The organism is Sorangium sp. So ce834, assembly GCF_051521425.1.
GTDB lineage: Bacteria > Myxococcota_A > Polyangia > Polyangiales > Polyangiaceae > Sorangium > Sorangium cellulosum_D.
In genome coordinates, this window is the sequence record NZ_CP150351.1 from 419,599 (window position 1) to 445,660 (window position 26,062).

The window sequence follows — 26,062 nt, forward strand, 5'->3', positions numbered from 1 at the left end:
TGTTCCGTCGCCGCGCGGCGCTCGCGCGGATGGGTCGCGTCCACCGCCGTAACCGCTGCTCCTCTCAGCGTCTCTCACGGAACCCTCTCCGGCGCCGGCTCGGCGGTGGGGCGGCGCCCGAGCGCCGGAGGAGCGGCCCCGCTTCCAGCCGCGCACCGAGGTCCATCTGCGCACGTTCATCGACAGGAAACGCTTTCTTCTGGTGCTCGCGGCGCTGCTCGCCCTGCCCGGGTGCAAGCGCGAGGGCGAGGCGAGCGCCGGCGCCCGGCTCGCCCTGGACGCCGCGATCCCGGCCGAGCTCCCGCGAGAGACGCGGCTCAGCATCGGTGATCCGACGGTGCAGAAGCAACTCCAGCTCTCGGGCGACATCGACCGGCTGCCGTTCCGCGTCGACTGGCAGAACATCAGCGGTGGACCGCAGACCGTCGAGGCGTTCCGCGCCGGCGCCCTCGACGCGGGCGCGGTCGGCGACACGCCGCCCATCCACGCCACCTTCACCGGGCTCGACGTGAAGATCATCACGGTGCAGGTCCGGGAAAAGCCCATCTACGAGCTGGCCACGGCGCCGGGCGTGCGGCTCGCGTCGATCCAGGATCTCCGCGGCAAGAAGATCGCGTATTCGCCGGGGCAGGCGCAGGGCGCGCTCGTCCAGCGCGTCCTCAAGAAGGCCGGGCTGTCGCCGCAGGACGTCACGCTCGTCCAGCTGAGCAGCAGCGAGTTCAAGGAGGCGCTCACCAGCCGCCAGGTCGACGTCGCGCCGCTGTCCGGCATCATCCTCCTGCGCTACCTGAACGAGTACCGCGCCGAGGGCGCCTCGTCGATCCCGCACGGGGTCCGCGACAACCTCGGCTTCCTCTACGTGCGCACGGCCGCGCTGGAGGACGCCGACAAGGCGGCCGCGCTGGTCGAGTACGCCAAGTGGCGGACCAGGGCCCAGCTGTGGGCGTACGAGCACCCGGAGGCGTGGATCGAGGCCTATTACGTCAAGGATCAGGGCCTGACGGCCAGGGAGGGGCGCTTCCTCATCGAGTCCGCCGGCAAACCGCAATACCCGGCCGACTGGACCGAGGCCATCGCGCTGACCCAGGAGACCGTCGATCTGCTCGCCGAGGCCTCTGGCCAGAAGCGCTTCGAGGCCAGGACGATCTTCGACCTTCGCTTCCAGACGATCGGGGCGGAGGTGGCCGGCGCCGCCCAGGGCGCCGGACCGACGGACCGGCCGGCGACGGCCGGGAGGAGCACGCCATGACCACCGCACTGCCCACGAGGGCCTCATCGCCGCGCCTCGCCAGCATCCCGGATCTCACCGCGACGACCGAGGTCTCCTCGCCGCAGCTCGGCGCGAGCGCGCCGCCGGTCCGCGGCCCGTCCGCCGTCCGCCGCTCGTCGCGCCGGCTCGGCCCGGGCCGGCGCATCCCGTACGGCCTGGCGCTCGGCCCGGCGCTGCTGCTCGCCGTCTGGGCCGTCGCGTCGGCGACCGGCGCGCTCGACGCGCGCGTGCTCTCCGCGCCGTGGACCGTGGTGAGCACGGCGCGCGACCTGATCGCCGACGGGCGGCTCCTGTCCAACCTGCTCACGTCGGCGCAGCGCGCGTTCCTGGGGCTCGCCCTCGGGGTCGGTCTCGGCACGGTCCTGGCGTTGCTCTCCGGGCTGACCCGCATCGGCGAGGCGCTCGTGGACGGGCCGGTGCAGATCAAGCGCGCGATACCGACGCTCGCGCTGATTCCGCTGCTGATCCTGTGGTTCGGCATCGGCGAGCAGATGAAGGTGCTCACCATCGCCCTCGGCGTGGTCATCCCGGTCTACGTGCACACCCACGCTGCGCTGCGCACCATCGACGCGCGCTACGTGGAGCTGGCCGAGACGGTCCGCCTGACGCGGTGGCAGTTCATCCGGAAGGTGGCCTTGCCGGGGGCGCTGCCGGGCTTCCTCATGGGCCTCCGGCTGGCGGTCACCGGCGCGTGGCTGGCGCTCGTCGTGGTCGAGCAGATCAACGCCACGAGCGGCATCGGTCACATGATGTCGCTGGCCCGCTCGTACGGCCAGACGGAGATCATCCTCCTCGGGCTCGTCGTGTATGGGCTGTTCGGCCTGGCCTCCGACTCGGCCGTGCGGCTCATCGAGAGAAGGACCCTGTCATGGCGTCGCATCCTGGCCGGCTGACCGCGCCGCCGCCCACGGTGCGGATCCGCAACCTGGTTCGCCGCTTCGGCGCCCGCACGGTCCTCGACGGCATCGATCTCGAGATCCAGCGGGGCGAGTTCGTGGCGCTGCTCGGCCGGAGCGGCTCCGGCAAGAGCACGCTGCTGCGGGCGATCGCCGAGCTCGATTTCGAGGTGACCGGCTCGGGCGAGCTGAAGGTGCCGGACAATCGAGCGGTCGTGTTCCAGGACACGCGGCTCTTGCCGTGGGCGCGCGTGCTCGACAACGTGATCCTGGGGCTCGACGCGCCCTCGGCGCGGGCGCGCGGGGAGGCGGCGCTCGCGGAGGTCGGGCTGGCGGGGCGGGAGCGCGCGTGGCCTGTCGAGCTGTCCGGCGGCGAGCAGCAGCGGGTGGCGCTGGCGCGGTCGCTGGTGCGCGACCCGGAGCTCGTGCTGGCCGACGAGCCGTTCGGCGCGCTCGACGCCCTGACCCGGATGCGCATGCACGATCTGCTGCGCGAGCTGTGCGCGCGGCACCGGCCGGCCGTGCTGCTGGTCACCCACGACGTCGACGAGGCGATCGCGCTCGCCGACCGGGTGCTGGTGCTCGAAGGCGGCCGCATCGCCGAGGAGCGGCGCATCGATCTGCCGGCCCCGCGCCCGCTCCGCGATCCCCGCTTCCTCGCGTACCGCGAGTCGCTGCTGGCCGCGCTGGGCGTCGCGCCGGCCGCGGCCTCGACCGAAGACACCGATTCGAGCTCTGAACTGGAAGGGAGTGCCCCGTGACCCATCGGCCCGGACGACTGCATCTCAACGCGTTTCTCATGAGCGTAGGCCACCACGAGGCCTCGTGGCGCTTGCCGGAGAGCGATCCGTTCGCGAACACGAACATCGAGCATTTCAAGAACCTGGCCCGCATCGCGGAGCGGGGGAAGCTCGACTCGCTGTTCCTCGCCGACAGCCCGGTGCTCTGGAACAACGTCGGCCGCAGGCCGGCCGGGACGCTCGAGCCGACGGTGCTGCTCGCGGCGCTCGCGGGCGTGACCGAGCACATCGGGCTGATCGCTACCGCCTCGACCACGTACAACGAGCCGTTCAACCTGGCCCGGAGGTTCGCGTCGCTGGATCACATCAGCGGGGGGCGCGCCGGGTGGAACATCGTCACGACCGCGGGCGTGGATGCGGCGCGCAACTTCAATTTGGACGAGCTGCCGGCGCACAGCGACCGGTATGCCCGGGCGGCGGAGTTCATCGATGTGTCGCTGAAGCTGTGGGACAGCTGGGACGACGACGCGCCGGTCGGCGACAAGGAGAACGGGGTCTGGGGCGACGACCGGAAGATCTATCCGCCGCGGCACGTGGGCAAGTACTTCAAGGTCGAGGGGGCGCTCAACGTGCCGCGCGCGCCGCAGGGGTATCCGTTGCTGGTGCAGGCCGGATCGTCGGAGGACGGCAAGGAGCTGGCGGCGCGGTACGCCGAGGCGGTGTTCACGGCGCAGCAGACGCTGGAGGACGCGCAGCAGTTCTATACCGATCTGAAGGCGCGGGTGCGGGGGCTGGGGCGCGATCCGGAGTCGATCAAGATCTTGCCGGGGATCGTGCCGGTGATCGGGGCCACCGAGGCGGAGGCGCAGGCGCTCGACGCGGAGCTCGAGCGGCTCATCAAGCCGGAGTATGCGAAGCGGCAGCTCGCGCAGACGCTGCGGGTGAAGCCGGAGGAGCTCGATCTGGACGCCGAGCTGCCGAGGGATCTGCCGAGCGAGGATCAGATCGAGGGGGCGAAGAGCCGCTACACGCTGATCGTGAGCCTGGCCCGGCGGGAGCGGCTGACGGTGCGTCAGCTCATCGGCCGGCTGGGCGGCGGCCGGGGGCACCGGACGTTCGCCGGCACGCCGGAGCAGGTGGCGGACGCGGTCCAGCACTGGTGGGAGCAGGGGGCGGCCGACGGGTTCAACGTCATGCCGCCGGTGCTGCCGTCGGGGCTCGCGGCGTTCGTCGAGCACGTGGTGCCGATCCTGCAACGGCGCGGGCTGTTCAGGACGGAGTACGAGGGCAGGACGCTGCGCGAAAACTACGGGCTGCCGCGGCCGGCGAACCGCAACCACGGTCAGGAACTGGTCGAGGCGGCGGAGTGAGCTGAGTTACGGTTGGGCTGCCGGCTGGTTGGGCCGCAACCTGGGTTGGGCCGCAACCTGGGTCGCCGGACCTCAACCCCGGTCGGGCGGCGGAATCTCAACCCCGGTCGGGCGGCGGCGAAACCTCAACCCCGGTCGGGCGGAAGCTCAACCCCGGTCGGCGGCGGAACCTTAGCCCCGGTCGGGTGAGCCCCGCTCAGGTAACCCACCCTGCAACCGGGGTCGGGCGGCCGGCCGAGGCGGCCCGCAACCCGGGTCAGGGTCAGAACCCCAACCCCGGTCGGGTGAGCAGCCGTCGGGTGAGCCCGGTTCAGGTGGCCCACCGCGCAACCCGGGTCGGGCGACCCGGCCGGACCCGCAACCCCGGTCGGGCGAGCAGCAGCAGCCGGTGAGCCGCTCAAGCGAGCCATAAGTAAATTAAAATACAAAGTGCCCCAACCCCGGTCGGGTAAGCCCAACCTGGGTCGGAATAAGGCGGCATCTCGGGAGCTCAGCCCCGGTCGGGTAAGCCCGTTTGGCGAGTCACAACTACTCGATTTTATTATCAAATCTGGAGGAGCCGAGCGCCGGTTCATGTAGCCTGCGTCCGACATGCGCACTCTTTTTGCTACATGGTTTGCCATCACCCTGTCCGCCTTGGCGGTTGCCGCCTGTGGAGATGACGACGGCAGCGGCCCGCCGTCTGAGGGCAGTGGCGGTGACGGCGGTGCAGCTGGCGTGGGCGGTGGCACCGGCAGCGCGGGCGCTCCGGGGGAGGGCGGCACCGGCGGCAGCGCCGGCAGCGCCGGCAGCGCCGGCAGCGCCGGCAGCGCCGGCACCGGCGGCAGCGCCGGCACCGGCGGCAGCGCCGGCACCGCCGGCAGCGCCGGCACCGCCGGCACCGCCGGCACCGGCGGCGCCACCTCCGGCACCGCCTCGCGCGACCTCCTCGCTCAGCTCCAGGCCATCGACGGCCTCACCGCCGTCGAGCACGACTCGAGCCTCCCGGGCTACCGCTACTTCGTCCTGGAGCTCGACCAGCCCGCCGACCACGACCACCCCGACGCCGCGCGGTTCCAGCAGCGCCTCCTCCTGCACCACCGCGATCCCGCCGCGCCCGTCGTCCTCGTCTCCGAGGGCTACAACCTCTATCCCGACGCGCAGTGGCTCGACGAGCCCGCCGAGCTGCTCGCCGCCAACCAGCTCCGCGTCGAGCACCGCTTCTTCTCCCCCTCCCGCCCCGCGCCCGCGGACTGGTCGCTGCTCACCATCGAGCAGGCCGCCGCCGACCTCCACCGCGTCATCGCGTCGCTCCGCCCGCTCTACGAGGGCCGTTGGATCTCCACCGGCGCCAGCAAAAGCGGCATGACCGCGATCTACCATCGCCGCTTCTACCCCGCCGACGTCGACGGCACCGTGGCGTACGTGGCCCCGCACAGCGCAGGCGTCTCCGACCCGCGCTACCGCGACTTCGTGGCAGAGCGCGGCGACCCCGCATGCCGGCAGGCCCTCCAGCACTTCCAGCGCGAGGTGCTGCTGCGCCGCCCCGCCATGCTCGACCTCATGGAAGCCGAGGCCGCCGAGCTCGACGTCACCTATGACCTCCTCGGCATCGACAGGGCCCTCGACATCGCTGTCATCGAGTCCGTCTTCTCCCTCTGGCAATACAAGGACTCGAGCTTCTGCGCGCGCGTCCCCACCGCCGCGTCGGACGACGCCGCCGTCTGGGCCTTCCTCGACGAGGCGAACGCCCCCCACCTCTGGTCCGACCCCTACCTCCTCGCCATGGAGCCGTATTACTGGCAAGCCGCGGCAGAGCTGGGCTATCCGAGCTTCGCGGAGGAGCACATCGCCGATCTGCTCCTCTACCCCGGCGCGAACGTGCCCACCTCGTTCGTCGAGGCCGGGCCCGGCAAGACCCCGATCTTCGATCCCAGGGCGATGCAGGACATCTCCGCCTGGCTCACCACCGAGGGCGAACGGCTGCTGTTCATCTACGGCGAAAACGATCCGTACACCGCGGCCGCCTTCGACATCGGCGCCGCCCGCGACTCCCACCGTTTCATCGCGCCCGGCGGCACCCACGGCGCCGTCATCCTCTCGCTCGCGCCGGCCGACCAGGCGCTCGCCCTCGGAGCGCTCGAATCCTGGACGGGCGTCGCGCCGAGCCGCCCCGAGCCAGCGGCCCTGCGACCCCTGCTCCGGGGCCGGCGCTGGATGACGCGCGACTAGACAGCGCCGCGTCGCCCACGAAAAAACCTATCCTATCGCTCCTCCCACGGAGTCACCCCCGGGCCGCCGCCGCCGCCGCGCACCGCGCCGCGTAGGCGGCGGGCGTGAACCCGACCTGCGCCTTGAAATCACGGATCAGGTGCGCCTGATCGTGATACCCGAGCTCGGTCGCGAGCGCCGCCCACGCGACGGACGCCCCCGACGCCACGCGCTCCGCGGCCTCCTGGACCCTGGATCGCCGGATGATCCACTTGGGCCCGACCCCGATGTACCGCTCGAACGCGCGGTGCAGCGTGCGGACCGAGACCCCTGCGATCCGCGCGAGATCCTCGGCGCGGTGGATGTCGCGATCCCCCTGCGCGCGCGCGGCGAGCGTCATCGCCTCGTCGAGCCCCGGATCCGAAGGACCCCTGTGCGCCCGGAGGAGCGCCTCGATCGCCCGGACCCCGAGGAGGTCGTCAGGCTGATCGAGCACGTCGCGCTCCAGCGCGCTCGCCGCGTCGCCGAAGACCTCCGCGAGCGGGACGGCCCGATCGACCAGCCGGCGCATCGGACAGCGCGCGAACGGGAAGAAGCCCCCCGGCTTGAACTTCGTGGCCACGACGCGCCCCGTCCCCTCGAGCCGGGAAACCTCGCGCCGCGTCCCGAGCCCGTTCACGATCGACCCGTTCACCTGGATCGCCAGGTTGACGCAGGGGTGCGGCAGGATCTCCTGCTCGAACGGCGCGGGGAGCGACCAGCGGACGACCCAGTGCCAGTCGACGAGCGCGGCCAGATCGGGCGCGGGCGCGTGGCGGCGCAGCTCGAAGCGCTTGAGCCCCTCCGCGGGGTTCAGGATGCCGAGGGTGCGACCTCCGCGGGGGATGCTCAAGCTCATCGCGTGGCGCTCTTTTACAATACGCGGCCCAGCCCGGGCAGTAGGGTCCGGCCCGGAGGTACGACATGGCTGATTCGACCACGCCCGCCCGGGGAAACCTCGTCTTCTACCATTCACCGAACACGCGCGCGTCGGGCACGCGCATCCTCCTCGACGAGCTCGGCGCGCCGCACGAGCTGCGCGTCCTCAACATGAAGGCCGGCGAGCAGCGCAAGGCGCCCTACCTCGCGGTGAACCCGCTCGGGAAGGTCCCCGCCATCGTGCACGACGGCGCGCTCGTCACCGAGCAGGTCGCCATCTTCATCTACCTCGCCGACCTCTTTCCGGAAGCGGGCCTGGCCCCGGCCCCCCGCGATCCGCAGCGAGGCCCCTACCTCCGCTGGCTCGTCTACTACGGGTCTTGCTTCGAGCCGGCCATGACCGATCGCGCGATGAAGCGCGAGCCCGCGCCGCCGGCCATGTCGCCTTACGGCGACTACGACACGATGTTCGGCACGCTCGTGGAGGCGCTCCGACAGGGCCCCTACCTGCTCGGCGAGCGGCTCTCCGCGGCCGACATCCTCTGGGGTCCGGCGCTCCGGTGGATGACGCAGTTCAAGCTCATCCCCGAGCTGCCGGAGATCACCGCCTACGTCGCGCGGATCTGCAGCCGGCCGTCGTTCGCGCGGGTCATGGCGGACGACGCGCAGCTCGCCGCGGCGCATGAGGCGGCCGTCGCGGCGGCGGCGCACGCGAGCTGACCCGTCGACGCGCCGCCGCGGATCGTCGGCGCACGCAGCGCGAGCGAGCCTCGCCGCCCAGCTCGTCCGCGTCGGAACGAGCGCGAGCCATGCGGCGCCGGGCGCGATCCGGTCCCCAGATCGGCGTTGCCCGCCCCTTGCCTTCATGATGAGCTGGGCGGCATGGTCGCTTCGAAGCTTGTTGCGGTCCTCTCCACATGCACCCTCGCGCTGGCGGCCTCCATGACCGGAGGCTGCACCGCGTCAGGCGCCACGGAGCCTGATGCGGACGACTGTTCGACGCCGGGACAGAACCAGTTCCTCTTCGACCTGATGCGGGACGCCTACCTCTGGTACGACCGCGTGCCGGACCTCGATCCCCGATCCTACCCCTCGCCCGAGGCGCTGCTCCGGGATCTCGCCGACCCGTCGCGGGACCGCTGGAGCTACATCTCGAGCAAGAGCGATTACGAGGCCTATTTCCGGGAGGGGCAGACCCTCGGGCTCGGCTACCGGTGGAGCTTCGACCCGGAGGGCAGCCTCCGCCTCGCGCTGGTCCACCCCGCCTCGCCGGCCGGAGCCGCCGGCCTGCGGCGCGGCGACAAGGTGCTGGCGATCAACGGGATCGATGTCGAGCAGGTGGCGAACGACAACCTCTGGTCGGAGGTGACGGGCCCCGACGAGGAAGGACACGAGATCTCGCTGACGATCGAGCGCGCGGGCAAGGAGGTCTTCACCGTCGCCGTCCGGAAGGCGGTGCACGGCGTCACCACGGTGATGAGCCCGCGGATCCTGCAGGCCGGGTCCGCGACGGTCGGTTACCTCATGCTCACCACGTTCATCGAGCCCACCACGAAAGAGCTCGACGACGCCTTCGCGATGTTCCGGGAGAACCACGTCGACGAGCTCGTCCTCGATCTTCGTTACAACGGCGGCGGGCGCCTCGCCGTCGAGCGGCACCTCGCGAGCCTCATCCACCGGCCCGCGGAGAAAGGCGCGCTGCTCGACATCACCGCGCACAACGACAGGCACGTCACGTGGGACAAGCGGGCTTCGTTCGAGGACCTCGACCAGCCGGCGCTCTCCCTGTCCCGGCTGGTCGTCATCACCACCGGCGGCACGGCCTCCGCGAGCGAGACGCTGATCAACAGCCTGCGCGCCTACATCGACGTCAAGATCGTCGGCTCGACGACGCACGGCAAGCCCGTCGGCATGCACGGGTGGGACTATTGCGACAAGATCGTGCACCCGATCTCGTTCCGGGTGCTCAACGCCAAGGAAGAGGGCGATTTCTACGACGGCTTCGCCCCCGACTGCCCCGTCACCGACACGCTCGCGGCGGAGCTCGGCGACACCGACGAGGCGTGCCTCGCAGAGGCCCTCCACCTGCTGCAGCACGGCGCTTGCTCCACCCCGGCGCAGCCGGCCGAGGCAAGCGAACGACGCGCCGCCCCGCCGCCGGAGATCCCCTGGGACGGCTTCCGGCGCGAGGTCGGCGCGCTCTGAGGCGCTCTCACCCTCACCGGATTTCTCGCGCGCCGGGCCAGGGCCCGTACGGCCGCCCGGCCCGGCGCCGCCCGGCAGGCCGCGTCCGCCGGCGCGCCGGCGTAAAAGACGGCAGCGACCGGCTTGACACGATGCGCGGCTTGGCGGACATTCCTCCGCCATAGCGGACACATGGCCCGCGGCCAGGAGGGACTGTCATGAGCCTGCAACTCGGAAGCATCGCGCCCGATTTCGAGCAAGAGTCCACGCACGGGACCATCCGGTTCCACGAGTGGGCCGGGAAGTCGTGGGTGATCCTGTTCTCGCACCCGAAGGACTTCACCCCCGTCTGCACGACCGAGCTCGGCGCGGTCGCCAACCTCAAGGCGGAGTTCGACAAGCGCGGCGTCAAGCCCATCGCCCTGAGCGTCGACGACGTCGACTCGCACAAGCGCTGGTCCGTCGACATCGAGGAGACGCAGCGCACGAAGCTGAACTACCCGATCCTCGCCGACGTGGACCGGAAGGTGTCCACCCTGTACGGGATGATCCACCCGCAGGCGAGCGACACGCTCACGGTCCGGTCGGTGTTCGTCATCGATCCGAACAAGAAGATCCGCGCGACGTTCACGTACCCCGCGAGCACCGGGCGCAACTTCGACGAGATCCTGCGCCTCATCGACTCGCTGCAGCTCACGGACAGCCACTCCGTGGCGACGCCCGCGAACTGGAAGGACGGCGATGACGTGGTGATCGTCCCCTCGCTCCAGGATCCCGAGGTCCTCAAGCAGAAGTTCCCCAAGGGCTACAACGCCGTTCGCCCGTACCTGCGCCTCACCCCGCAGCCGAATCGCTGAGGCGGCGCGGCGCGGCGAGCGCTGAGGACTGCATGCGATCCGCGACGCGGCCCCTCGCGGCGCTCGCCGTGACGCTCGCGGCGTGCTCGCGCGCGCCGGCGCGCGACACGCTCGGGGCGACCGGCGACGCCCCGAAGCCGGCGGCGCCGGCCGCCGGCCGCGGATGGCGGCTCGTGCACCACGAGACCTTCGATGCCCCCTTCCAGGAGCCGGCGGCGTGGACCGAGGACGCGTACGGCGACGCGAGCCCCTACCACGTCGACGTCTTCGACGACGACGGCGAGTTCTTCGCCGCGCGCGGCGGGGAGGCGTTCCGCGAAGGCCTGCGGCGGTTCCGCTCGTTCCGGAAGTCGTTCACGTACGGCGAGGGAGGCTGGCTCACGGTCGAGCTGTACGGCCGGGACAGCGACCGCGACGGCGTGCCCGAGACGGGCGGCCGCTTCGAGGCCGTCTCCGGCAAGGCGAGGCTCGTCTCGACCCGCCATTACGACGGCGCGATCCTCCGCTCGACCGCGCCGCTGCCGGCGCGGTACCGCGTCGAGGTGACGGTCTCCAACATCGACTTCGGCGGCCAGCGCGAGGGCAGCTGGACGCACGGGGGCAAGATCAACGGCTACGACGGGGACGAGATCGCCGACCCGTGGCGGTTCACCGATCGGAGCACGAAGCCGCTGTCCGCCACCTTCGGAAACGGCGTTTACTTTCTCTGCATCACCGATCACGCGCGGCCGGCGCCTCACAACAACGTCTTCATCCATCATCACCGGAAGGTTGTGATGGACACCGACAGCAACTTCGGCGACGACGGCCCCTGGTCGGCGGTCTGGAACCCCGTGACCGGCCGGGCCGAGCCGGACGGCTCGCGGTATGTAAGCATGATCTGGCTCCGCGGCGACGCGTTCGGGAGCCCCTGGACCGGCAACGGGTTCACGTCGTACACGGCCGGCGGGTGGAAGGACGGCCCCGTCTTCGTGGACAAGTACCTCGACAAGGAGACGTACGTGTTCACCGTCGAGCGCGACGGCCAGGGATATGCGATGTCCGCGGCGGGCAGGTTTCACCACGGCGGCCTCACGACGTATGCGGCGCGGCGGGGGTTTCGCGAGCCGCCGGTGACGTGGCATTTCAACCAGCGCCCCGACGAGCTCGAGGGCCAGGGCTATGGCGAGACGGTCGACTTCGGCGAGCCGTTCGAGACCTGGCCGGCGGGGTCGGCGTACCCGGATCACTTCTTCTTCGGCGACCCGCACATCAACTATTACGAGGGCACCGCCGAGTTCGACGACGTGAAGCTGTACCTGCCTGACGACGGATAGGCGTTCTTCCCCCCTCCAACCGAACGGACCCCCGCCCAGCGGGAGCTCCCCGGAGCCGTCGACCGCGGCACGGCTCGAGGCGACCCGGGGCGTCTGGACGAGCTCTCGCGGGCCGTGGAGTCGAGGACGCCTCTTCGACCGACGGCTAAGTTCTCGATACAGCGCCACTTTTCCAGAGGGACCGGACCGTATGGAAGACGGCTCTGCCAGCCCGAGGCGGGCTCCGCAGTTGGGGCTTGACGCCTGGAACCGTTTGGAATTCCTTCTCCCTCCGCGGCGTCCTCCAGATCGCGGCGCCCTGCGCCGCTCACGCTAGGGATCGTCGGACCGAGCAGGATGACCGGTGGACCCGCGAGCAATGCCAGTCTTGCACGAATCGACCGTTGGCTTATGTGACCCTCACGGCCAGCAGCGCCCGGCCGGTGGTTCAGGTTCGTTTCGAGCGCGCTCGAGGTCGGCGCTCCGGCGCGTCACCCGACCTCGCGAGCATAACACACGTGAACTCGCCAATGATGTTCACGCCGAGCCCGTCTCCGATAGGACGCGAGCTCGCCAATGAGGACAGTGATGAACTTGCGAATGCTAACGTTTCCGGTCGCATCGTCGTGGTTTGCGCTCACGGTGCTCGCCTGCGCGCCCAGCAATCAGGGCAGCCAGGTCGGCTCGCCCAACCAGGCGAGCGCCGTCGATCAGGTCAGCAGCGCCGCTCCTGCCGGCGCCGCGAGCCAGACCGGCGCGGCTCAGGCGCCCCCGGCGGCGGAGCCCGCGCCCCAGGCGCCCCCGCTTCGGCCTGCGGCCAAAGGAGCGTACTTCACGGGCGAGTATCGCAACCTGTTCGCGGAGCTGGGACACAAGCCGGACGAGATCGACGCCAAGATCACGAAGGCCTACACCCAGCTGTTCCACGGCGATCCCAAGGAAGAAGCCGTCATGTTCGCGGCGGGGAAGAACGCGAACGGCCCCAAGGCGTACATCATGGACATCGGCAACAACGACGTCCGCTCCGAGGGGATGTCGTACGGCATGATGATCGCCGTTCAGGTCGATCGGAAAGACGACTTCGACGCCCTGTGGAACTGGGCCAAGTCTCACATGTATCACGCGGACCAGCGTCACCCCGGCTTCGGCTATTTCTCCTGGCAGATGCGCCCGGACGGCACGGCCATCGACGAGAACCCCGCTCCCGACGCGGAGGAGTATTTCGCGACGGCGCTCTTCTTCGCGTCCCACCGCTGGGGGAACGGCAAGGGGATCTATGACTACCGGAAGGAGGCCTTGGGCCTGCTCGACGCGATGAAGAACCGCAAGGCCATCGCGGGCGCGGTCAACGCGAACAAGCGCAAGACCACGTTGCACTCGCTCTTCAATGCCGAGCACAAGATGGTGCGGTTCACGCCGGACGCGGACAACTTCTCGAAGAACGGCGATCACACCGATCCCTCGTATCACCTGCCCGCGTTCTACGAGCTCTGGGCGGCCTGGGGCCCCGAGGCGGATCGCGCGTTCTGGGCCGACGCGGCCAAGGTGAGCCGCGACTTCTTCATCAAGACGACGCATCCGAAGACCGGGCTCGCTCCGGATTACGCCAACTTCGATGGCACCCCCAAGGCTGCCTCCTGGGACGCGGGGACCGCCAACTTCCGTTACGACGCGTTCCGCACCGCGATGAACTGGGCGGTGGACGCGGCATGGTGGGCGAAGGATCCGCGGGAGACCGAGCTGAGCGACCGGCTCCTCGCGTTCTTCGAGGCGCAGGGCCCCGAGTACAAGGCCAACTTCACCCTCGACGGTAAGCCCATCGTCGACCACGGATCGCTCGGGCTCGTGGCGATGAACGGCGTTGCGGCGCTGGCTGCCACCCAGCCGCGAGCGTGGCGTTTCGTCAAAGAGGTGTATTCACGCGAGCCGCCGACCGGCAAGTGGCGGTACTACGACGGCATGCTGTATACGATGTCCCTGCTGCACTTGAGCGGGAAATTCCGCGTCATCATGCCGCAAGCGCAGCCCGCGGCGCCCGCCGCTGCCGCTGCTACTGGTAAGCGCTAGCTCGGCAGTCCGGGGAGAGGGGCGCGCGGCGCCCCTACCGGGCGGGCGCCATCTCGGTGAACAGCCGCTCGTGGGCCGCGAGCATCGCCCCGAGGCTGAAGCGCGCGTCGAACGCCTGCGCGTTGCGCGCGCCCATCGCGGCGGCGGCCGCCGGATCGGACAGCAGCGCGAGGAGCCGATCCGCGAGCGCCCGGGGCTCCTCGGGGGCGACGAGGTAGCCGCCCGCGCCGTCCTCGATCGCCTCCGGCACGCCGCCGACGCGGGTCGCGACGATCGGCTTTCCGGCGGCCATGGCCTCGAGGACCGCGAGCGGGAGCCCCTCCCAGCGGGACGAGAGGACATAGGCGTCGAGGCTCGCCATCACGTCGGGCACGTCGCTGCGCAGCCCGAGGAAGTGCACGCGCTCCCGCGCCGCCATGCCGGCGCGCCGGGCCTCGAGATCGGCCCGGGCCGGCCCGTCGCCGGCGATCACCACGTGCACGCGCGGGTCGCGGCCCAGGACCTCGCCCGCGGCGTCGAGCAGGACGTCGATGCCCTTCTGGCGCGACAGCACCGCGACCGTGCCGAGCACGCGCGCGTCCTCGGGCAACCGCAGCTCGGCGCGGAGGCGCTCGCGGCGGCCGGCGCGGACGCGCGCGCCGTCGATGCCGTTGCGGATCACGTGGACGGGCCGCCGGACGCCGAGATCGCGCCGGAGCTTGGTCGCCAGATCGCCGGAGACCGCGATGATCGCGTCGGCGAGCCGCACATAATACCTGAACTTGCGCAGCGAGCGGGGGCTCGCGCTGTTGATCTCGTTGTGCTCCGAGTAGACGACCCGGGGCCGCGGCAGGAGCAGGCGCGACGAGACGCCGCCGAAGATGAGCGGGGCGAAGTTGTGGACGTGCAGGACGTCCGCCCGCACGTCGCGCAGGAAGCCGCGGATCGCGAGGGGCAGCTCGGGATCGACGCGGGCGAAGCCGAGGTTGAGCCGCGGGCGCCGCCGCAGGACGAGCCTTCGCCCGGGCGGGAGATCGACCTGATCGAAGAGCTTGCCGGGGGCGTCCAGGCAGATGAGAGACGGGTCGAAGCGGGCGCGATCGAGGCCGTTCAGGAGGCTGACGGCGACCTTCTCGAGGCCTCCGACGTCGAGGTTGATGACCACCGTACACACGCTGATCTTCCGCATGGGGCCCGCCTCCCGCGCTCGTACCACGGCGCCCCGGCGCCGGGTAAACCAGGTGCGGCGCGCGCGGCGATCGTGTAGAGCGAAGGCTCTGCGGCGGCTCCGGCTCCTTCACCTGATGCCCTGTCGCTTCTGGGGCGGCCCGGAGCGGCAGACCGTCCAAGCGGCGAGGATCTTGCGCGATCGCGGCGCGTGCGAGGTCTCGTTCGCCGTGATCCCGCACCGGGAGGCGAAGGTCGCGGACAATCCGCTCGTCGTGGGGGCGCGCGCGGAGGGGTTCGAGGCCGAGCCGCTCGCGCTGGCGCGGGGCTACGACCTGCTCGAGGGGGCGCGGCGGCTCCGCGCGATCGCGGCGCGGCTCCGGCCCGACGTGGTGTGCACGGTGGGGTACAAGGCGGACCTCCTGGCGCTCGGGCTGCGCGGGCGCGGCGCGCCGCGGGTGCTGGCCGTGGCGCGCGGGTGGACGGGCGAGGACCTGAAGGTGCGGCTCTTCGAGTGGGCCGATCGCCGGACCCTGCGCTGGCACGACGGGGTCGTGGTCGTGTCCGAGGCGCAGCGCGCGGCGGTGCGGGCGTGCGGGGTGAGCGAGGCGCGGATCTTCCACGTGCCGAACGCGATCGACCTCGATCGGATGCCGCCGCCGGTCCCCCGCGCGCGGCTGCTCGCGGAGCTCGGGCTCGACGCGTCGGCCCGGCTCGTCGGCGCGGTGGGGCGGCTCAGCCCCGAGAAGGGTCAGCGCTCGCTCGTGGAGGCGTTCGCGGCGGTGGCGCGCGCGGACCCGCGGGCCGCGCTCGTGCTGGTCGGGGACGGGCCGGACGAGGCCGCGGTGCGGGCGGAGGTGGCGGCGCGGGGGCTCGGCGACCGCGCGCGGCTGCTCGGCCTGCGCCGGGACGGCGCGCAGCTCATCGGGGCGCTCGACGTGCTGGCGCTGCCGTCGCGCACCGAGGGGCTGCCGAACGTGGTGCTGGAGGCGTTCGCCTACGGGACGCCGGTCGTCGCGAGCGCGGTCGGCGGCGTGCCGGAGCTCGTGCTGGACGGCGAGACGGGGTGGCTCGTCCCGCCCGGGCGGCCGGACGCGCTGGCGCGGGCGCTGCTCGAAGCGCTGGCGCGGCCGGAGGAGGCGGGGGCGCGGGCGACGCGCGCCCGGGCGCGGCTCCTGTCGCGCTTCACGGCAGAGCGGCAGGCCGACGCGTGGCTCGAGGCCTTCGCCGCGGTGACCGGCGCCGCGGCGACCGGCGCCGCCGCGGGGGCCTGATCGGCGCGGGCGGCGGGCAACGCGCCTCCCGCGGAGCGCCGCAGATCTGCCGGGCGGATCGGGTCAATAGGCCGGCGCGGCGAGGCCCGCGGGCGCGGGCGCGGGCGCTTCCGGGGCGCCGCGGCGCTGCTGGTGCAGCTGCTGGTAGATGCTCGCGAGCGTGTCGCCCACCACGCTCCAGTCGTACCTGCTCTGGACGAGCGCCCGGCCGGCCGCGCAAAGGCGCGCCCTGAGCGCCGGATCGGCGTCGAGCTCGAGGAGCGCGCCGCCGATCGCCTCGGGGCTTCGGGTGATGAGCGCGTGCTCGCGGTCGCGCAGCGTGAGCCCCTCCGCGCCGAGCTCGGTGGAGACGACGGGCACGCCGGCCGCGAGCGCCTCCAGGATCTTCAGCCGCGACCCGCCCCCGATGCGCAGCGGCACCACGGACGCGAGCGCGTCGGCGTAGTAGGGCCGCACGTCGGGCACGGTCCCGGTCACCTCCACGCCGGGCAGCGCGCCGAGCGCGCGCACCTCCGGCCCGGGGTTCCTGCCGACCACGGTGAGGCGCCACTCGGGCCGCGCGGCGCGGATGGCGGGCCAGAGATCGCGCGCGAAGGCGACGATGGCCTGCGCGTTCGGGCGGTAATCCATCGAGCCGACGAAGACGACGCGGCGGCGCGGCCCGGACGCAGCGCCGCCCGCGCCTGCGAAGGCGTCCACGTGGACGCCGTTGTCGACGGCGAAGGCGCGCAGGCCGGGGCGGAGCGCGAGGAGCTTCTGGCGATCCCGCTCGCTGACCGTGAGGTGCGCGTCGAACTGCTCCAGCACCTTGCGCTCGAACCCGGCGAGCTGCGACGCCAGCGCGAACGCCGCCAGCCCGCGGAGGCGATCGGGCGCGTTCTTGCTGTAGCGAGAGAGCACCTCCGACTCGATGTTGTGCCAGTCGCAGAGGAGCAGCGGCCGATTGCGCGCTGCGCGCAGCAAGGGCAGATACCCGGCGAGGTGGACGCTCTCGACCTGCACGGCGTCGAACTGGCCTTCGTCGAGGACGCGCGCGAGCTCCTGGCGCATGGCGCTCGTCGTGTAATTGAGGACGACGAGCGGCAGCGGCCCCACGGCGCCGCGCAGGATCTTGCCCAGGGAGTTCGGCTTCTCCTGCGTGAGCGTGAGCACCTGATCGGTGATCTGCGCGATATCGTTCATCGGATGCGGGGCGGGGCCGGCCGCGCCCATCCGCGCCCGCCCGTTCCGGACGGCGCCGTCGTCGGCGAAGCTCAGGTACGTCACCCGCGCGAACCGCGAGAGCTGCCGGACAAAGTGCCAGTTGCGCAGCTTGGCTCCGGTGTCGAGCGGCCAGCAGGCGCGAGGCGCAAAATAGAGAATACGCATCTGTCGCATCGAGGACATAGACACCTCCAGCTCGCGCGGACGTGCAGGCAGGTTGCACCGATACCTCACGCGTCGCGCGGCACGTTCAGGGCGATGAGCGCTCCGAGCCTCCGGCGCCGGCTCGGTGATGGGATTGCATGGCCGACGCCCGAAGAGCGGCGACCGTGACCTGGAAAGGTAACATGGCTCTTCGGCGCAATGTAAAGAAATCGGTGCGAGGCGGCGCGCGTGAGCGTGCGTGGGCGCCCCGGCGGACGGAGGCGGCAGGCGCATCGCGGGAGGCGCGCGCGGGCGGAGCGCGCTGCTTTTATCGATTTCGTGAACGCTTCCGGCGCGATGCGCTCGTCGAGCCAATGCGGGCAATCGCTGGGCGAGCCAACCTTTCCTTCGGGGCTGGAATCGCCCGGACTTCCATCTCCAGCCCGCGGCGCATCGCCCGGAATCTACCCAGCCGTCGACGCCGGCAGGGGGCCGCCCTTCCAGGGAGGAACGACCGCGATAACGCACAAGAATGATATGCCTGGACCATGCACGAGCCCAGCGTGAGCCAGGTGGTCGCCGAGCTGCTCGCCCTCGGCGTGAGGCAGGGTGGCGTCCTCCTCGTTCACACGTCGTTCAGGGCCGTGCGTCCGGTCGAGGGCGGCCCGCTCGGACTGATCCGCGCCCTGCGCGCCGCGCTCGGGGACGACGGCACGCTCGTCATGCCGACGATGACCGGCGGACAGAGCGTGTTCGATCCCCGGTCCACGCCGACCAGCGGCATGGGGATCACCGCCGAGACGTTCTGGAGGCAGCCCGGCGTGCTGCGCAGCGGCCACCCTGGCGGCTCCTTCGCCGCCGCCGGCCGTTTCGCCGAGCGCATCTGCGCGCCGCAGCCGCTGTCGCCCCCGCACGGGCCGGACAGCCCCCCGGGCCGCGTCCACGAGCTCGGAGGCCAGGTGCTGCTGCTCGGCGTCACGCACGCCGAGAACACGACGCTCCACGTCGCGGAGGCCATCGCGCGAGTTCCCTATGCGGTCGCGCACCCGTGCGTGATCGAGGTCGACGGCGTGGCCCGGACCGCGATGATCCACGAGACGGATCATTGCTGCCGGCGCTTCGGGCTCGCCGATGGCTGGTTGCGCGAACGGGGGCTACAGCGGGAAGGGAGGGTGGCTAGCGCCCACGCGCGCCTGTGTGCTTCACGCGATCTCGTCGCCGTGGCGGTCGAGCACCTCGCGAAAAGCCCGCTCGTGTTCCTCTGCCCGCCCGACGAGGGCTGCGACGAGTGCGACGCGGCGCGCGCCAGCGTGCCGGCCGATGGGGCCCGCGGAGAGCATGCATGATGGTCGGCCGGCTCCGGCGCGGCGCTGGGGCTCTCGCCAGCGCCGCGTTCCCGGTGGATAGCTTTAGTTAGCCTTACTAACTATTCGGCCGTCTCCGGCGCGGCGCTGGGGCTCTCGCCAGCGCCGCGTTCCCGGTGGATAGCTTTAGTTAGCCTTACTAACTATTCGGACCGTCTCCGGCGCGGCGTTGGGGCCCTCGCCAGCGCCGCGATCCCGGTGGATAGCTTTAGTTAGTCTTACTAACTATTCGAACCGGCTCCGGCGCGGCGCTGGGGCTCTCGCCAGCGCCGCGATCCCGCTGGATAGCTTTAGTTAGTCTCACTAACTATTGCGGTGACGATATGCTGACCACCACGCTGCGGCTCGCGCACCCCCAGGCCAAGCGGCGGCTCGCGCACCCCCAGGCCAAGCGGCGGCTCGCGCACCCCCAGGCCAAGCGGCGGCTCGCGCACCCCGGGCCAAGCGGCGCTGGCATGCGTATCGGAAGAACGCGCCGCTCCGCCGCCGCGACTTCGTCTACAGGTCGCGACTTCGTCTACAGATCGAGCGCCAGCGTCAGGCGCATGGCAGGCCCTCTCCACGCGAACGCGGTCGTCCGCGCCGGGTCCCCGGTGAAGACCGTCGCGGAGGGGCCGAGATCGTACCCGCCCGAGGCGTCGATAACGAAGATGGACGGCACACGCCATTTCACGCCCGCGGCGAGGCCCATGAAGCCGAACGCCTCCGCGTCGCCTCCCGCGCGCACGGAGCCCGCGCCGCCATGGCCGCGCAAGTACAGGCCGAGCCTCGTCGGGACCGGCCAGAGCACGTAGCCTGCGAAGAGGTGTCCTCCGAAGCCGCCGATGCCGATCGGGCCGGACGCCCCCACGACTCCGTGCACGCCGAGGCCGAGGAGCGGCCCGTGATGCACGCGATACGCCTCGAAGGCGACGCCCGCAGAGACGGCGTTGCCCACCGAGACTCGCGCTTCCGGGACGAACGCGACGCCCCAGAGCGGACCGCCGAGGACGACGCCGTCCTTCGGCGCGAACGGCCGATCGGGCCAGAGGCTGCGGACCTCGGCGCGGTCCCCGACCACCTCCGTGACGACGCCGGTCTTGGCGGCGCCGCCCTCCCGCGCGAGGACCCGGGCTTCGGCGCCCGCGCTCGGCGCGGAGCCGGGGATCGCCTGCACCCAGGCGCGCTCGCCGCGCGCCTCGACGACCGTCGCGCGCGGGAGCAGGTCTGCGAGCTGCTCCCGGATGCGCTCGGGCGTGCCGGACAGCGCGGACGCGCTCGCCCCCAGGACGGGCGGCCTCTCGCAGCGCGCCGGCGTGACCAGCTGGACCACCGACGTGAGCTCCCCGCGCCTGGCCCGGCGCGCCTCGTACTTCGCGGGATCCTCGTGCTCGACGCACACGCTGACCAGCGGATCGGCCTCCGGAAACGGCTTCCCGCTCGGCACCGTCTCGCGCCGGAGGCACTCCTGCTCCGGCGCTCCGCCGGCGAACGTCAGCTCGTCCGAGGCGACGAGCAGCAGCTCGGCGCCCGAGCGCTCGAGCAACGCGCACAGATCGCGCCCCGGATCGCGCTGCGCCGAGTTGTCCTCGACGACCTCCTCGCTGTAAACGAAGCGCGATCCGCGGAACGCATCCCGGATCACCGAGGTGACCGCCCGGGAGCTCGTGATCGCGTGGACCCGCAGCGCGCCGTCCGAGAGCCCGCCGACGATGTCGGCGGCCGTGGGGCTCGGCGCGTACGTCGATAGCCGCGTGTAGAAGATGCAGCCCGCCGGCGCGAGGCAGACCGCGGCGGCTGCGCAGGCGCGGAGGAGGCGGCCCAGCCGGCCGGGAAGAGGCATCGCGGCCTCTCTACGGCCCGGCGCTCGCAGCGACAAGCCAGCTCGCGCGGCGGAGTGCTCCACGGGGGTCGCTCGCTGCTCCAGGACCGAGAGCCGCTCGAGATGGCTGAACGCGGAGTCGAGCAACACGGCCTCGTTCTTCACGGCCTCGCGGATCCGCGGCCGCGCCGGGTCCTCGGTCGAGTGCTCGTCGATGAGCGCCTGGAACTCCTTGTGCCACGCGTTCGCCGGGACCTCGGGGTAGGTCTCCCCGAACAGCCCCACCGCGCCGCACGGCGCCCGATCCCGCGGCGCCACGGCGCACGGCAGGCGCGCCCTGGACGGCGGCCCGGGAACGGAGTAGATCAAATATCGGAACAGGATTCCGAATAATGGAACGTTCTGGGACGGTCGACAAGGCGGTGCGCGCCCTCGAGGCGCTGCGCGAGGGCGGCGGCAGCGCCTCGCTGGCGGAGCTCGCGGCGCGCCTCGGCATGCCCAAGGCGACGCTGCACCGGCTGCTCGCGTCGCTCGCCGCGCACGCGCTGGTCGAGCAGGACGGGGAGGGGCGCTACCGGCTCGGCGTCGGCCTCATCCGCCTCGGGCTCGGGGCGCAGGGGCTCGACCCCGTCGCGCGCGTGGCCAAGCCCGAGCTCGAGCGGGCGGCGCGCGCCTTCGGCGAGACGTTCTTCCTCGTCGCCGCCCGCGCGGGGCGGCTCGTCGTGCTCGACAAGGCGGAGGGCACGGGGCTCCTGCGCGCGGCCCCGCCGGTCGGGGCCGAGGTCCCGGTCGACGTCACCGCGAGCGGGCGGCTCTATGTCGCGCACGCGCCGGAGCTCGTGGGCGCGCAGGGCGCGGGCCCCGCCACCGAGCGCGCCGCGCAACGCGCCGCGAAGCGCGGCTACGACGTCAACGAGGGCGAGTGGATCGACGGGCTGACCGTCATCGCGGCCCCGGTGCTCGCGCGCGGCGGCCTGCACGGCTGCATCGCCTGCGCCGCCGCCGCCCAGAGCCTGCGCGGCGATCGACGCGACGCCGCGGTGCAGCACACGCGCGACGCCGCCGAGCGCGTCGCGCGCGCTCTCGAGGGAGACAGCAGGAGGTGAACGTCATGAAGACATGGATCGATGGGCGAATCGTCGACGCGAAGGACGCGACCGTGAACGTGACCGATCACGGGCTGCTCTACGGCGACGGCATCTTCGAGGGCATCCGCGTCGCGGCGGGGCGGCTCTTCCGGATCGACCGCCACCTCGCGCGGCTCGAGGCCGGCGCGAAGGCGCTCGGCATCGCGCTGCCGCGCCCGCTCGAGGGCCTCCGCGCGATCGTCGAGGAGACCGCGCGCGCCCACGCCGCGCGCGAGGCCTACGTGCGCCTCGTCGTGACGCGCGGCGTGGGCCCGCTCGGCGTCGACCCGACCACCTGCGAGCGGCCGGGGCTGTTCTGCATCGTGGGGTCGATCCGCCTCTTCGACGACGAGCAGCGGCGGCGCGGCCTCGAGCTCATCACGTCGAGCCACCGCCGGCCGAACGCGGACGCGCTCGACATGCGGATCAAGAGCCTGAACTACCTCGGCTCCGCCCTCGCCAAGCTCGAGGCCAGGCAGCGCGGCGCCGACGACGCGCTGCTCCTGAACGCGCGCGGCCACGTGGCCGAGGCCTCCGTGGCCAACGTGTTCGCGCTCCGCGGCGACGTGCTCGCGACGCCGCCCGCCACCGACGGCTGCCTCGAGGGCATCAACCGCGCGGCCGTGATGGAGCTCGCGCGCAGCATCGGCCTCACCGTGGTGGAGCGCTCGCTCGGGCGGCTCGACTTCTTCGCCGCCGACGAGGCGTTCCTGACCGGCACCGGCGCCGGCGTGATCGCGATGCGGAGCCTCGACGGGCGCACGATCGGCCGCGGCGAGCGGGGCCCCGTCACCGCCCGGCTGACCGCGCTGCACCGGCAGCTCGCCGAGCGCGAGGGCGTCGAGCTCATCGCCGCGCCCGGCGGCACTACCTGAACGGCCGAGCAGATGGAAGAGGAGAATGACTTAACCGGTCCATGGCGCCGACTCTCCGCCTCGCCGGCCCGTATCCGGGCGACGGGGCCGCGCCGGGCGCGGCGCCTGCGGCAGGTGCGGCACGTCGAACGAGGGCGCGTCAGCTGTCGCGGGCGATCTCCGCGAAGATCCCGCGCAGCCAGATGTGCGCCGGGTCCTTCGCCTGCCGCTCGTGCCACACCTGATCCAGCGAGAACCCGCCGAGCTCCACGGGCGGCTTCATGATGCGCAGCGCCTCCATCTCGGCGAACACGCGCGCGATGCGCGTCGGCACGGTCAGCACGAGATCCGTCTGCGCGACGATGTGGGCCGCCACGAGGAAGTGGGGGATCTGCAGCGCCACGCGGCGCGAGAGCCCCCGCTCGGCCAGGACCTCGTCCACCCGGCCGCCGCCATCGCCGCGCGGGCTGATGAGCGCGTGCGGCAAGCTCGTGTAGGTCTTGAGGGTGAGCTTGCTGCCCACCACCGGATGATTCTTCCTCACCACGCACATGTAGTGCTCCTCGATGAGCCTTTGCCGATAGAACCCCGCGGGCACGGTGGGGAGCAGGCCGATGGCCAGGTCGACCTTTCCGGTCTCCATGGAGCTCCACATCTCGCTGTCGTAGGGGCGCGCGATGAGATCGACGAACGGCGCGTCGGTGAAGAGCTTTTGCACGAGCCGGGGCAGCAGGATGAGCTCCACGTAATCGACCGTGGCGACCGCGAACGAGCGGCGCGCCGTCGCGGGATCGAAGCGGGGGCGGCGCGCGACGGTCACCTCGATCTGGGCGAGGGCCTCGCGGATGGGGCCGATGAGCTCCTGCGCGCGCGGCGTCGGGATCATCCCCCGCGGCGTGCGCACCAGGATGGGGTCGTCGATCAACGTGCGCAGGCGCCCGAGGGCGTGGCTCATGGCCGACTGGCTCAGCCCGACGCGCGCCGCCGCGCGCGTGACGCTCCCCTCCGCGAGGAGGGCGTCGAAGACGACGAGCAGGTTCAGGTCGATCGAGGCAAGATGCACGGGATGCATGTGGCCCATGCTACTAATGAGTTGGAGGGGCGCCACCGGCCGGTCTAGACGTTCTCCGTTGGACCGGGACGGTCGCAGACCCCGCCGAGGGAGCGGTGGGAGGGACGCCGCCGGTCGTCACGCCCATGTCTCGCTTCGATCCCCCGAGCACGCCCGCGGAGCCCGGCTTCCGGCCCCTCCTCACGCCCGATTCGCCCGTGATCGCAACCCTGTTGCAGATCGAGCCGCCGGCGCGTACCGTCTCGGGGTCCTCTGTGGTAGGTCATGATGAAGTCGGAATCGTGCTGCGAGCGCCGGTGAAGGTTGATGTGCCTGGCCTGGTCCGCTAAGTAGTCGCCCCCTAAGACCGCCCCAGCGCCGGCCCCGCGCGGCTCACCTGACCGCGGGGCGGCGAGAGTGCCCTTGTCGCACGGGAGCGGCTCAGGGGGTCTCCGGTACGCCTCGAGGGCGGCATGGAGGACCGAGAGAGGCCATCTCGTCCACGGCTGAGCCTGCACGGCCGGCCTGGATCGCGTCGACGGCCGACGCCCGCCGAGCCGGTTTCCACCGCGTTTCCCCGGTGCTGCACGCCGAGCGCGCGCAGCCCCCATGAGCGTCGCGTTTCGGCAGCTGTACGGAACAACGGTCACAGGAAGAGAGAGCGCTATGCCAAGTTCGAATTGGGGTTCCTCGTTCGTCGCTCCGCTCGTCGCCGTCACCCTCCTCGCCGCGTGCGCCCCTTCCGCGCCGGAGGGCAAGCGTCACGCCGCCGTGTCGAGCGCGCTCACCGCCGAGGACAGGCTTGCTGCTTGCGAACAGGATCCTCGCGTGATCGCCGGGCTCGTCACCAGGGAAATTTGCGCAGGCGCTGACATCTTCTTTCGCGAAACTTTCGAGGGCAACGGCCGGACATGCGGATCCTGTCATCCTGTCGAAAACAACTTCACGATTGACATTCCCTTCATCGACGCTCTCATCGACATCAACCCTTTTGATCCGCTGTTCGTCTACGAGCAGGAGCCCGAGCTGAACGACCTCGAGCTCTACGAGCTGAAGACGCTCGGCCTCATTCGCGAGAACATCGACGGCTTCGACGATCTCGACGGCAAGTACGTGATGCGCGGGGTCCAGCACACGCTCTCGCTGGCGACGACCATCGCGCCGGACCCGGCGCAGGAGGGGGAGGGCATGCCGCTCGAACGCACGGGCTGGTCGGGCGACGGCGCCCCGGGCAGCGGTTCGCTGCGCGACTTCCTCACCGGAGCGGTCACGCAGCACCTGCCGAAGGATCTCAGCCGTAAGCCGGGGGTCTCGTTCCGGCTCCCCACCGAGCAGGAGCTCGATCTCGCGCTGGCCTACCAGCTGAGCCTGGGACGGCTGAACGAGCTCAACCTCGAGCGGGTGAAGCTCACCGACCCCGATGCGAACGAGGGGCGGCTGGCGTTCCTGGATCCGCAGCGAGGCCGCTGCAACGTGTGCCACTCGAACGCGGGGGCGAACCACCTCGACACGGGGCGGAACCGCAACCTGGACACCGGGGCCCGGAAGGCGCCGGCGACCGGCGACTCCCCGGGGGCGTTCGACGGCGGGTTCGGGGGCGCCGGGCTCCCGGCGCCCAACATCGACGTCCTCGGCCGCAATATCCTCGACGGGTACGGCGACGGCACGTTCAACACCCCGCCGCTCATCGAGGCCGCCGACACGCCGCCGTTCTTCCACTCGAACGCCTTCGGGAACACCATCGAGGGGGCGATCTCCTTCTACACCGGGCCGCAGTTCAAGCAGTCGCCGGCTGCCCGGGAGCTGGAGGCGCGGTTCGGCACCCCCATCCAGTTCCCCAACGCCGACATCAGCAAGATGGGGCGCTTCCTCCGCGTCCTGAACGCCGCGTTCAACCTCGACCTCGCGAAGCAGCGCCTGCAGGCCGCCCGCGTGCTCGCGCGCCAGTTCCACGACACCCGCGACGACGTCCAGAAGCGCCTGATGGAGCTGGCCGAGGTCGAGATCGACGACGCGCTGGAGGTCCTCACCGTCGTCGGCACGCCGCTGCACAGCGTCTCGCACTACCGCCTCCAGCAGGCGAAGACCGAGATCGCCGCGGCCCTCTCGGCGGCGGGCTGGTCGGCGCGCGAGAGCCGGATCTCGATCGCGCTCCTGCGCGTCCAGAACGCGCGCGATCAGTTCGGCACGAACATCACCTTCCAGCTCGGCCAGGGCAACCTCATGTACTAGCGGCGCCCCGACGAGGAGACGACGACCGCCAAGGCCGCCAAGAGGCGAGCCCTCTCGGACATCTTGGCGTCCACGGCAG

At 71.6% G+C, this 26,062-nt stretch carries 20 protein-coding genes; 15 read left to right on the forward strand and 5 right to left on the reverse strand.

Going from position 1 to position 26,062, the window contains the following annotated elements; genetic code table 11:
* Window positions 1-202: 202 nt before the first annotated feature.
* The 5 genes from WMF20_RS01575 to WMF20_RS01595 all read left to right on the forward strand — a co-directional run bounded on the left by WMF20_RS01575 (window position 203) and on the right by WMF20_RS01595 (window position 6,487).
* Window positions 203-1,249: an ABC transporter substrate-binding protein gene (locus tag WMF20_RS01575; RefSeq protein ID WP_437610069.1), complete on the forward strand. Its 1,047-nt coding sequence runs from the start codon at window positions 203-205 to the stop codon at window positions 1,247-1,249.
* Window positions 1,246-2,163, forward strand: coding sequence for an ABC transporter permease (locus tag WMF20_RS01580; protein ID WP_437610071.1), 918 nt, complete (start codon window positions 1,246-1,248; stop codon window positions 2,161-2,163). The genes WMF20_RS01575 and WMF20_RS01580 overlap by 4 nt, the downstream gene beginning before the upstream one ends.
* The gene (locus WMF20_RS01585) at window positions 2,139-2,927 is read left to right on the forward strand and encodes an ABC transporter ATP-binding protein (protein ID WP_437610073.1); all 789 of its coding nucleotides are present in this window, start codon (window positions 2,139-2,141) and stop codon (window positions 2,925-2,927) included. The genes WMF20_RS01580 and WMF20_RS01585 overlap by 25 nt, the downstream gene beginning before the upstream one ends.
* Window positions 2,924-4,276, forward strand: a complete 1,353-nt coding sequence (locus WMF20_RS01590; RefSeq protein ID WP_437610075.1) for an LLM class flavin-dependent oxidoreductase — start codon at window positions 2,924-2,926, stop codon at window positions 4,274-4,276. Before WMF20_RS01585 ends, WMF20_RS01590 begins: the two co-directional genes overlap by 4 nt.
* A 717-nt stretch (window positions 4,277-4,993) precedes the next feature.
* A complete protein-coding gene (locus tag WMF20_RS01595; RefSeq protein WP_437610077.1) occupies window positions 4,994-6,487 on the forward strand; it encodes a S28 family serine protease in 1,494 nt (497 codons plus the stop codon).
* A 52-nt stretch (window positions 6,488-6,539) separates the two neighbouring features.
* On the opposite strand, the gene WMF20_RS01600 is transcribed toward WMF20_RS01595, so the two are convergent.
* On the reverse strand, window positions 6,540-7,364 hold the full coding sequence (locus tag WMF20_RS01600) for an AraC family transcriptional regulator (RefSeq protein WP_437610079.1): 825 nt from the start codon (window positions 7,362-7,364) through the stop codon (window positions 6,540-6,542).
* Between the two features lie 65 nt (window positions 7,365-7,429).
* Here WMF20_RS01600 and WMF20_RS01605 point away from each other — a divergent pair, with 65 nt between their 5' ends.
* From WMF20_RS01605 to WMF20_RS01625, 5 genes are all read left to right on the forward strand, one after another.
* Complete coding sequence (locus WMF20_RS01605) at window positions 7,430-8,104, forward strand: glutathione S-transferase family protein (protein WP_437610081.1); 675 nt, start codon at window positions 7,430-7,432, stop codon at window positions 8,102-8,104.
* 162 nt (window positions 8,105-8,266) lie between these two features.
* A complete protein-coding gene (locus WMF20_RS01610) occupies window positions 8,267-9,589 on the forward strand; it encodes a S41 family peptidase (protein WP_437610083.1) in 1,323 nt (440 codons plus the stop codon).
* A 197-nt stretch (window positions 9,590-9,786) separates the two neighbouring features.
* Window positions 9,787-10,425: a peroxiredoxin gene (locus WMF20_RS01615; RefSeq protein ID WP_437610085.1), complete on the forward strand. Its 639-nt coding sequence runs from the start codon at window positions 9,787-9,789 to the stop codon at window positions 10,423-10,425.
* Between the two features lie 32 nt (window positions 10,426-10,457).
* Window positions 10,458-11,741: a hypothetical protein gene (locus tag WMF20_RS01620; RefSeq protein ID WP_437610087.1), complete on the forward strand. Its 1,284-nt coding sequence runs from the start codon at window positions 10,458-10,460 to the stop codon at window positions 11,739-11,741.
* Between the two features lie 579 nt (window positions 11,742-12,320).
* Window positions 12,321-13,787, forward strand: a complete 1,467-nt coding sequence (locus WMF20_RS01625; RefSeq protein ID WP_437610089.1) for a glycosyl hydrolase family 8 — start codon at window positions 12,321-12,323, stop codon at window positions 13,785-13,787.
* A gap of 34 nt (window positions 13,788-13,821) precedes the next feature.
* Here WMF20_RS01625 and WMF20_RS01630 read toward each other — a convergent pair whose 3' ends face one another.
* The gene (locus WMF20_RS01630; protein ID WP_437610091.1) at window positions 13,822-14,955 is read right to left on the reverse strand and encodes a glycosyltransferase; all 1,134 of its coding nucleotides are present in this window, start codon (window positions 14,953-14,955) and stop codon (window positions 13,822-13,824) included.
* Between the two features lie 115 nt (window positions 14,956-15,070).
* Between WMF20_RS01630 and WMF20_RS01635 the strand changes: the two genes are divergently transcribed.
* Entirely contained in the window at window positions 15,071-16,207 is a 1,137-nt protein-coding gene (locus WMF20_RS01635; protein ID WP_437610093.1) for a glycosyltransferase, read from the forward strand.
* 63 nt (window positions 16,208-16,270) lie between these two features.
* Here WMF20_RS01635 and WMF20_RS01640 read toward each other — a convergent pair whose 3' ends face one another.
* Window positions 16,271-17,575, reverse strand: a complete 1,305-nt coding sequence (locus tag WMF20_RS01640) for a glycosyltransferase family 4 protein (RefSeq protein ID WP_437610095.1) — start codon at window positions 17,573-17,575, stop codon at window positions 16,271-16,273.
* 527 nt (window positions 17,576-18,102) lie between these two features.
* Here WMF20_RS01640 and WMF20_RS01645 point away from each other — a divergent pair.
* Complete coding sequence (locus WMF20_RS01645) at window positions 18,103-18,900, forward strand: AAC(3) family N-acetyltransferase (RefSeq protein ID WP_437610097.1); 798 nt, start codon at window positions 18,103-18,105, stop codon at window positions 18,898-18,900.
* Between the two features lie 535 nt (window positions 18,901-19,435).
* Here WMF20_RS01645 and WMF20_RS01650 read toward each other — a convergent pair.
* Complete coding sequence (locus WMF20_RS01650) at window positions 19,436-21,088, reverse strand: hypothetical protein (protein ID WP_437610099.1); 1,653 nt, start codon at window positions 21,086-21,088, stop codon at window positions 19,436-19,438.
* Window positions 21,089-21,111: 23 nt separating this feature from the next.
* Between WMF20_RS01650 and WMF20_RS01655 the strand changes: the two genes are divergently transcribed.
* Both WMF20_RS01655 and ilvE read left to right on the forward strand, forming a co-directional pair.
* Window positions 21,112-21,825: an IclR family transcriptional regulator gene (locus WMF20_RS01655; RefSeq protein ID WP_129572700.1), complete on the forward strand. Its 714-nt coding sequence runs from the start codon at window positions 21,112-21,114 to the stop codon at window positions 21,823-21,825.
* Between the two features lie 5 nt (window positions 21,826-21,830).
* A complete protein-coding gene (gene ilvE / locus WMF20_RS01660; protein WP_437610101.1) occupies window positions 21,831-22,721 on the forward strand; it encodes a branched-chain-amino-acid transaminase in 891 nt (296 codons plus the stop codon).
* A 139-nt stretch (window positions 22,722-22,860) separates the two neighbouring features.
* On the opposite strand, the gene WMF20_RS01665 is transcribed toward ilvE, so the two are convergent.
* Window positions 22,861-23,772: a LysR family transcriptional regulator gene (locus WMF20_RS01665; RefSeq protein ID WP_237244923.1), complete on the reverse strand. Its 912-nt coding sequence runs from the start codon at window positions 23,770-23,772 to the stop codon at window positions 22,861-22,863.
* Window positions 23,773-24,417: 645 nt separating this feature from the next.
* On the opposite strand from WMF20_RS01665, the gene WMF20_RS01670 reads away from it, so the two are divergent.
* Window positions 24,418-25,983 (forward strand): hypothetical protein, encoded by a 1,566-nt coding sequence (locus tag WMF20_RS01670; RefSeq protein WP_437610103.1) that lies wholly within the window; start codon window positions 24,418-24,420, stop codon window positions 25,981-25,983.
* Window positions 25,984-26,062 lie beyond the last annotated feature (79 nt).

Excerpts from the sequence above, each read along its gene's own strand:
- WMF20_RS01580 (WP_437610071.1), top strand. The coding sequence starts at position 1,246 with ATGACCACCGCACTGCCCACGAGGGCCTCATCGCCGCGCCTCGCCAGC.
- WMF20_RS01585 (WP_437610073.1), top strand. The coding sequence starts at position 2,139 with ATGGCGTCGCATCCTGGCCGGCTGACCGCGCCGCCGCCCACGGTGCGG.
- WMF20_RS01600 (WP_437610079.1), bottom strand. The coding sequence starts at position 7,364 with ATGAGCTTGAGCATCCCCCGCGGAGGTCGCACCCTCGGCATCCTGAAC.
- WMF20_RS01605 (WP_437610081.1), top strand. The coding sequence starts at position 7,430 with ATGGCTGATTCGACCACGCCCGCCCGGGGAAACCTCGTCTTCTACCAT.
- WMF20_RS01610 (WP_437610083.1), top strand. The coding sequence starts at position 8,267 with ATGGTCGCTTCGAAGCTTGTTGCGGTCCTCTCCACATGCACCCTCGCG.
- WMF20_RS01615 (WP_437610085.1), top strand. The coding sequence starts at position 9,787 with ATGAGCCTGCAACTCGGAAGCATCGCGCCCGATTTCGAGCAAGAGTCC.
- WMF20_RS01620 (WP_437610087.1), top strand. The coding sequence starts at position 10,458 with ATGCGATCCGCGACGCGGCCCCTCGCGGCGCTCGCCGTGACGCTCGCG.
- WMF20_RS01625 (WP_437610089.1), top strand. The coding sequence starts at position 12,321 with ATGCTAACGTTTCCGGTCGCATCGTCGTGGTTTGCGCTCACGGTGCTC.
- WMF20_RS01630 (WP_437610091.1), bottom strand. The coding sequence starts at position 14,955 with ATGCGGAAGATCAGCGTGTGTACGGTGGTCATCAACCTCGACGTCGGA.
- WMF20_RS01635 (WP_437610093.1), top strand. The coding sequence starts at position 15,071 with ATGCCCTGTCGCTTCTGGGGCGGCCCGGAGCGGCAGACCGTCCAAGCG.
- WMF20_RS01640 (WP_437610095.1), bottom strand. The coding sequence starts at position 17,575 with ATGCGTATTCTCTATTTTGCGCCTCGCGCCTGCTGGCCGCTCGACACC.
- WMF20_RS01645 (WP_437610097.1), top strand. The coding sequence starts at position 18,103 with ATGCACGAGCCCAGCGTGAGCCAGGTGGTCGCCGAGCTGCTCGCCCTC.
- WMF20_RS01655 (WP_129572700.1), top strand. The coding sequence starts at position 21,112 with ATGGAACGTTCTGGGACGGTCGACAAGGCGGTGCGCGCCCTCGAGGCG.
- ilvE (WP_437610101.1), top strand. The coding sequence starts at position 21,831 with ATGAAGACATGGATCGATGGGCGAATCGTCGACGCGAAGGACGCGACC.
- WMF20_RS01665 (WP_237244923.1), bottom strand. The coding sequence starts at position 23,772 with ATGCATCCCGTGCATCTTGCCTCGATCGACCTGAACCTGCTCGTCGTC.
- WMF20_RS01670 (WP_437610103.1), top strand. The coding sequence starts at position 24,418 with ATGCCAAGTTCGAATTGGGGTTCCTCGTTCGTCGCTCCGCTCGTCGCC.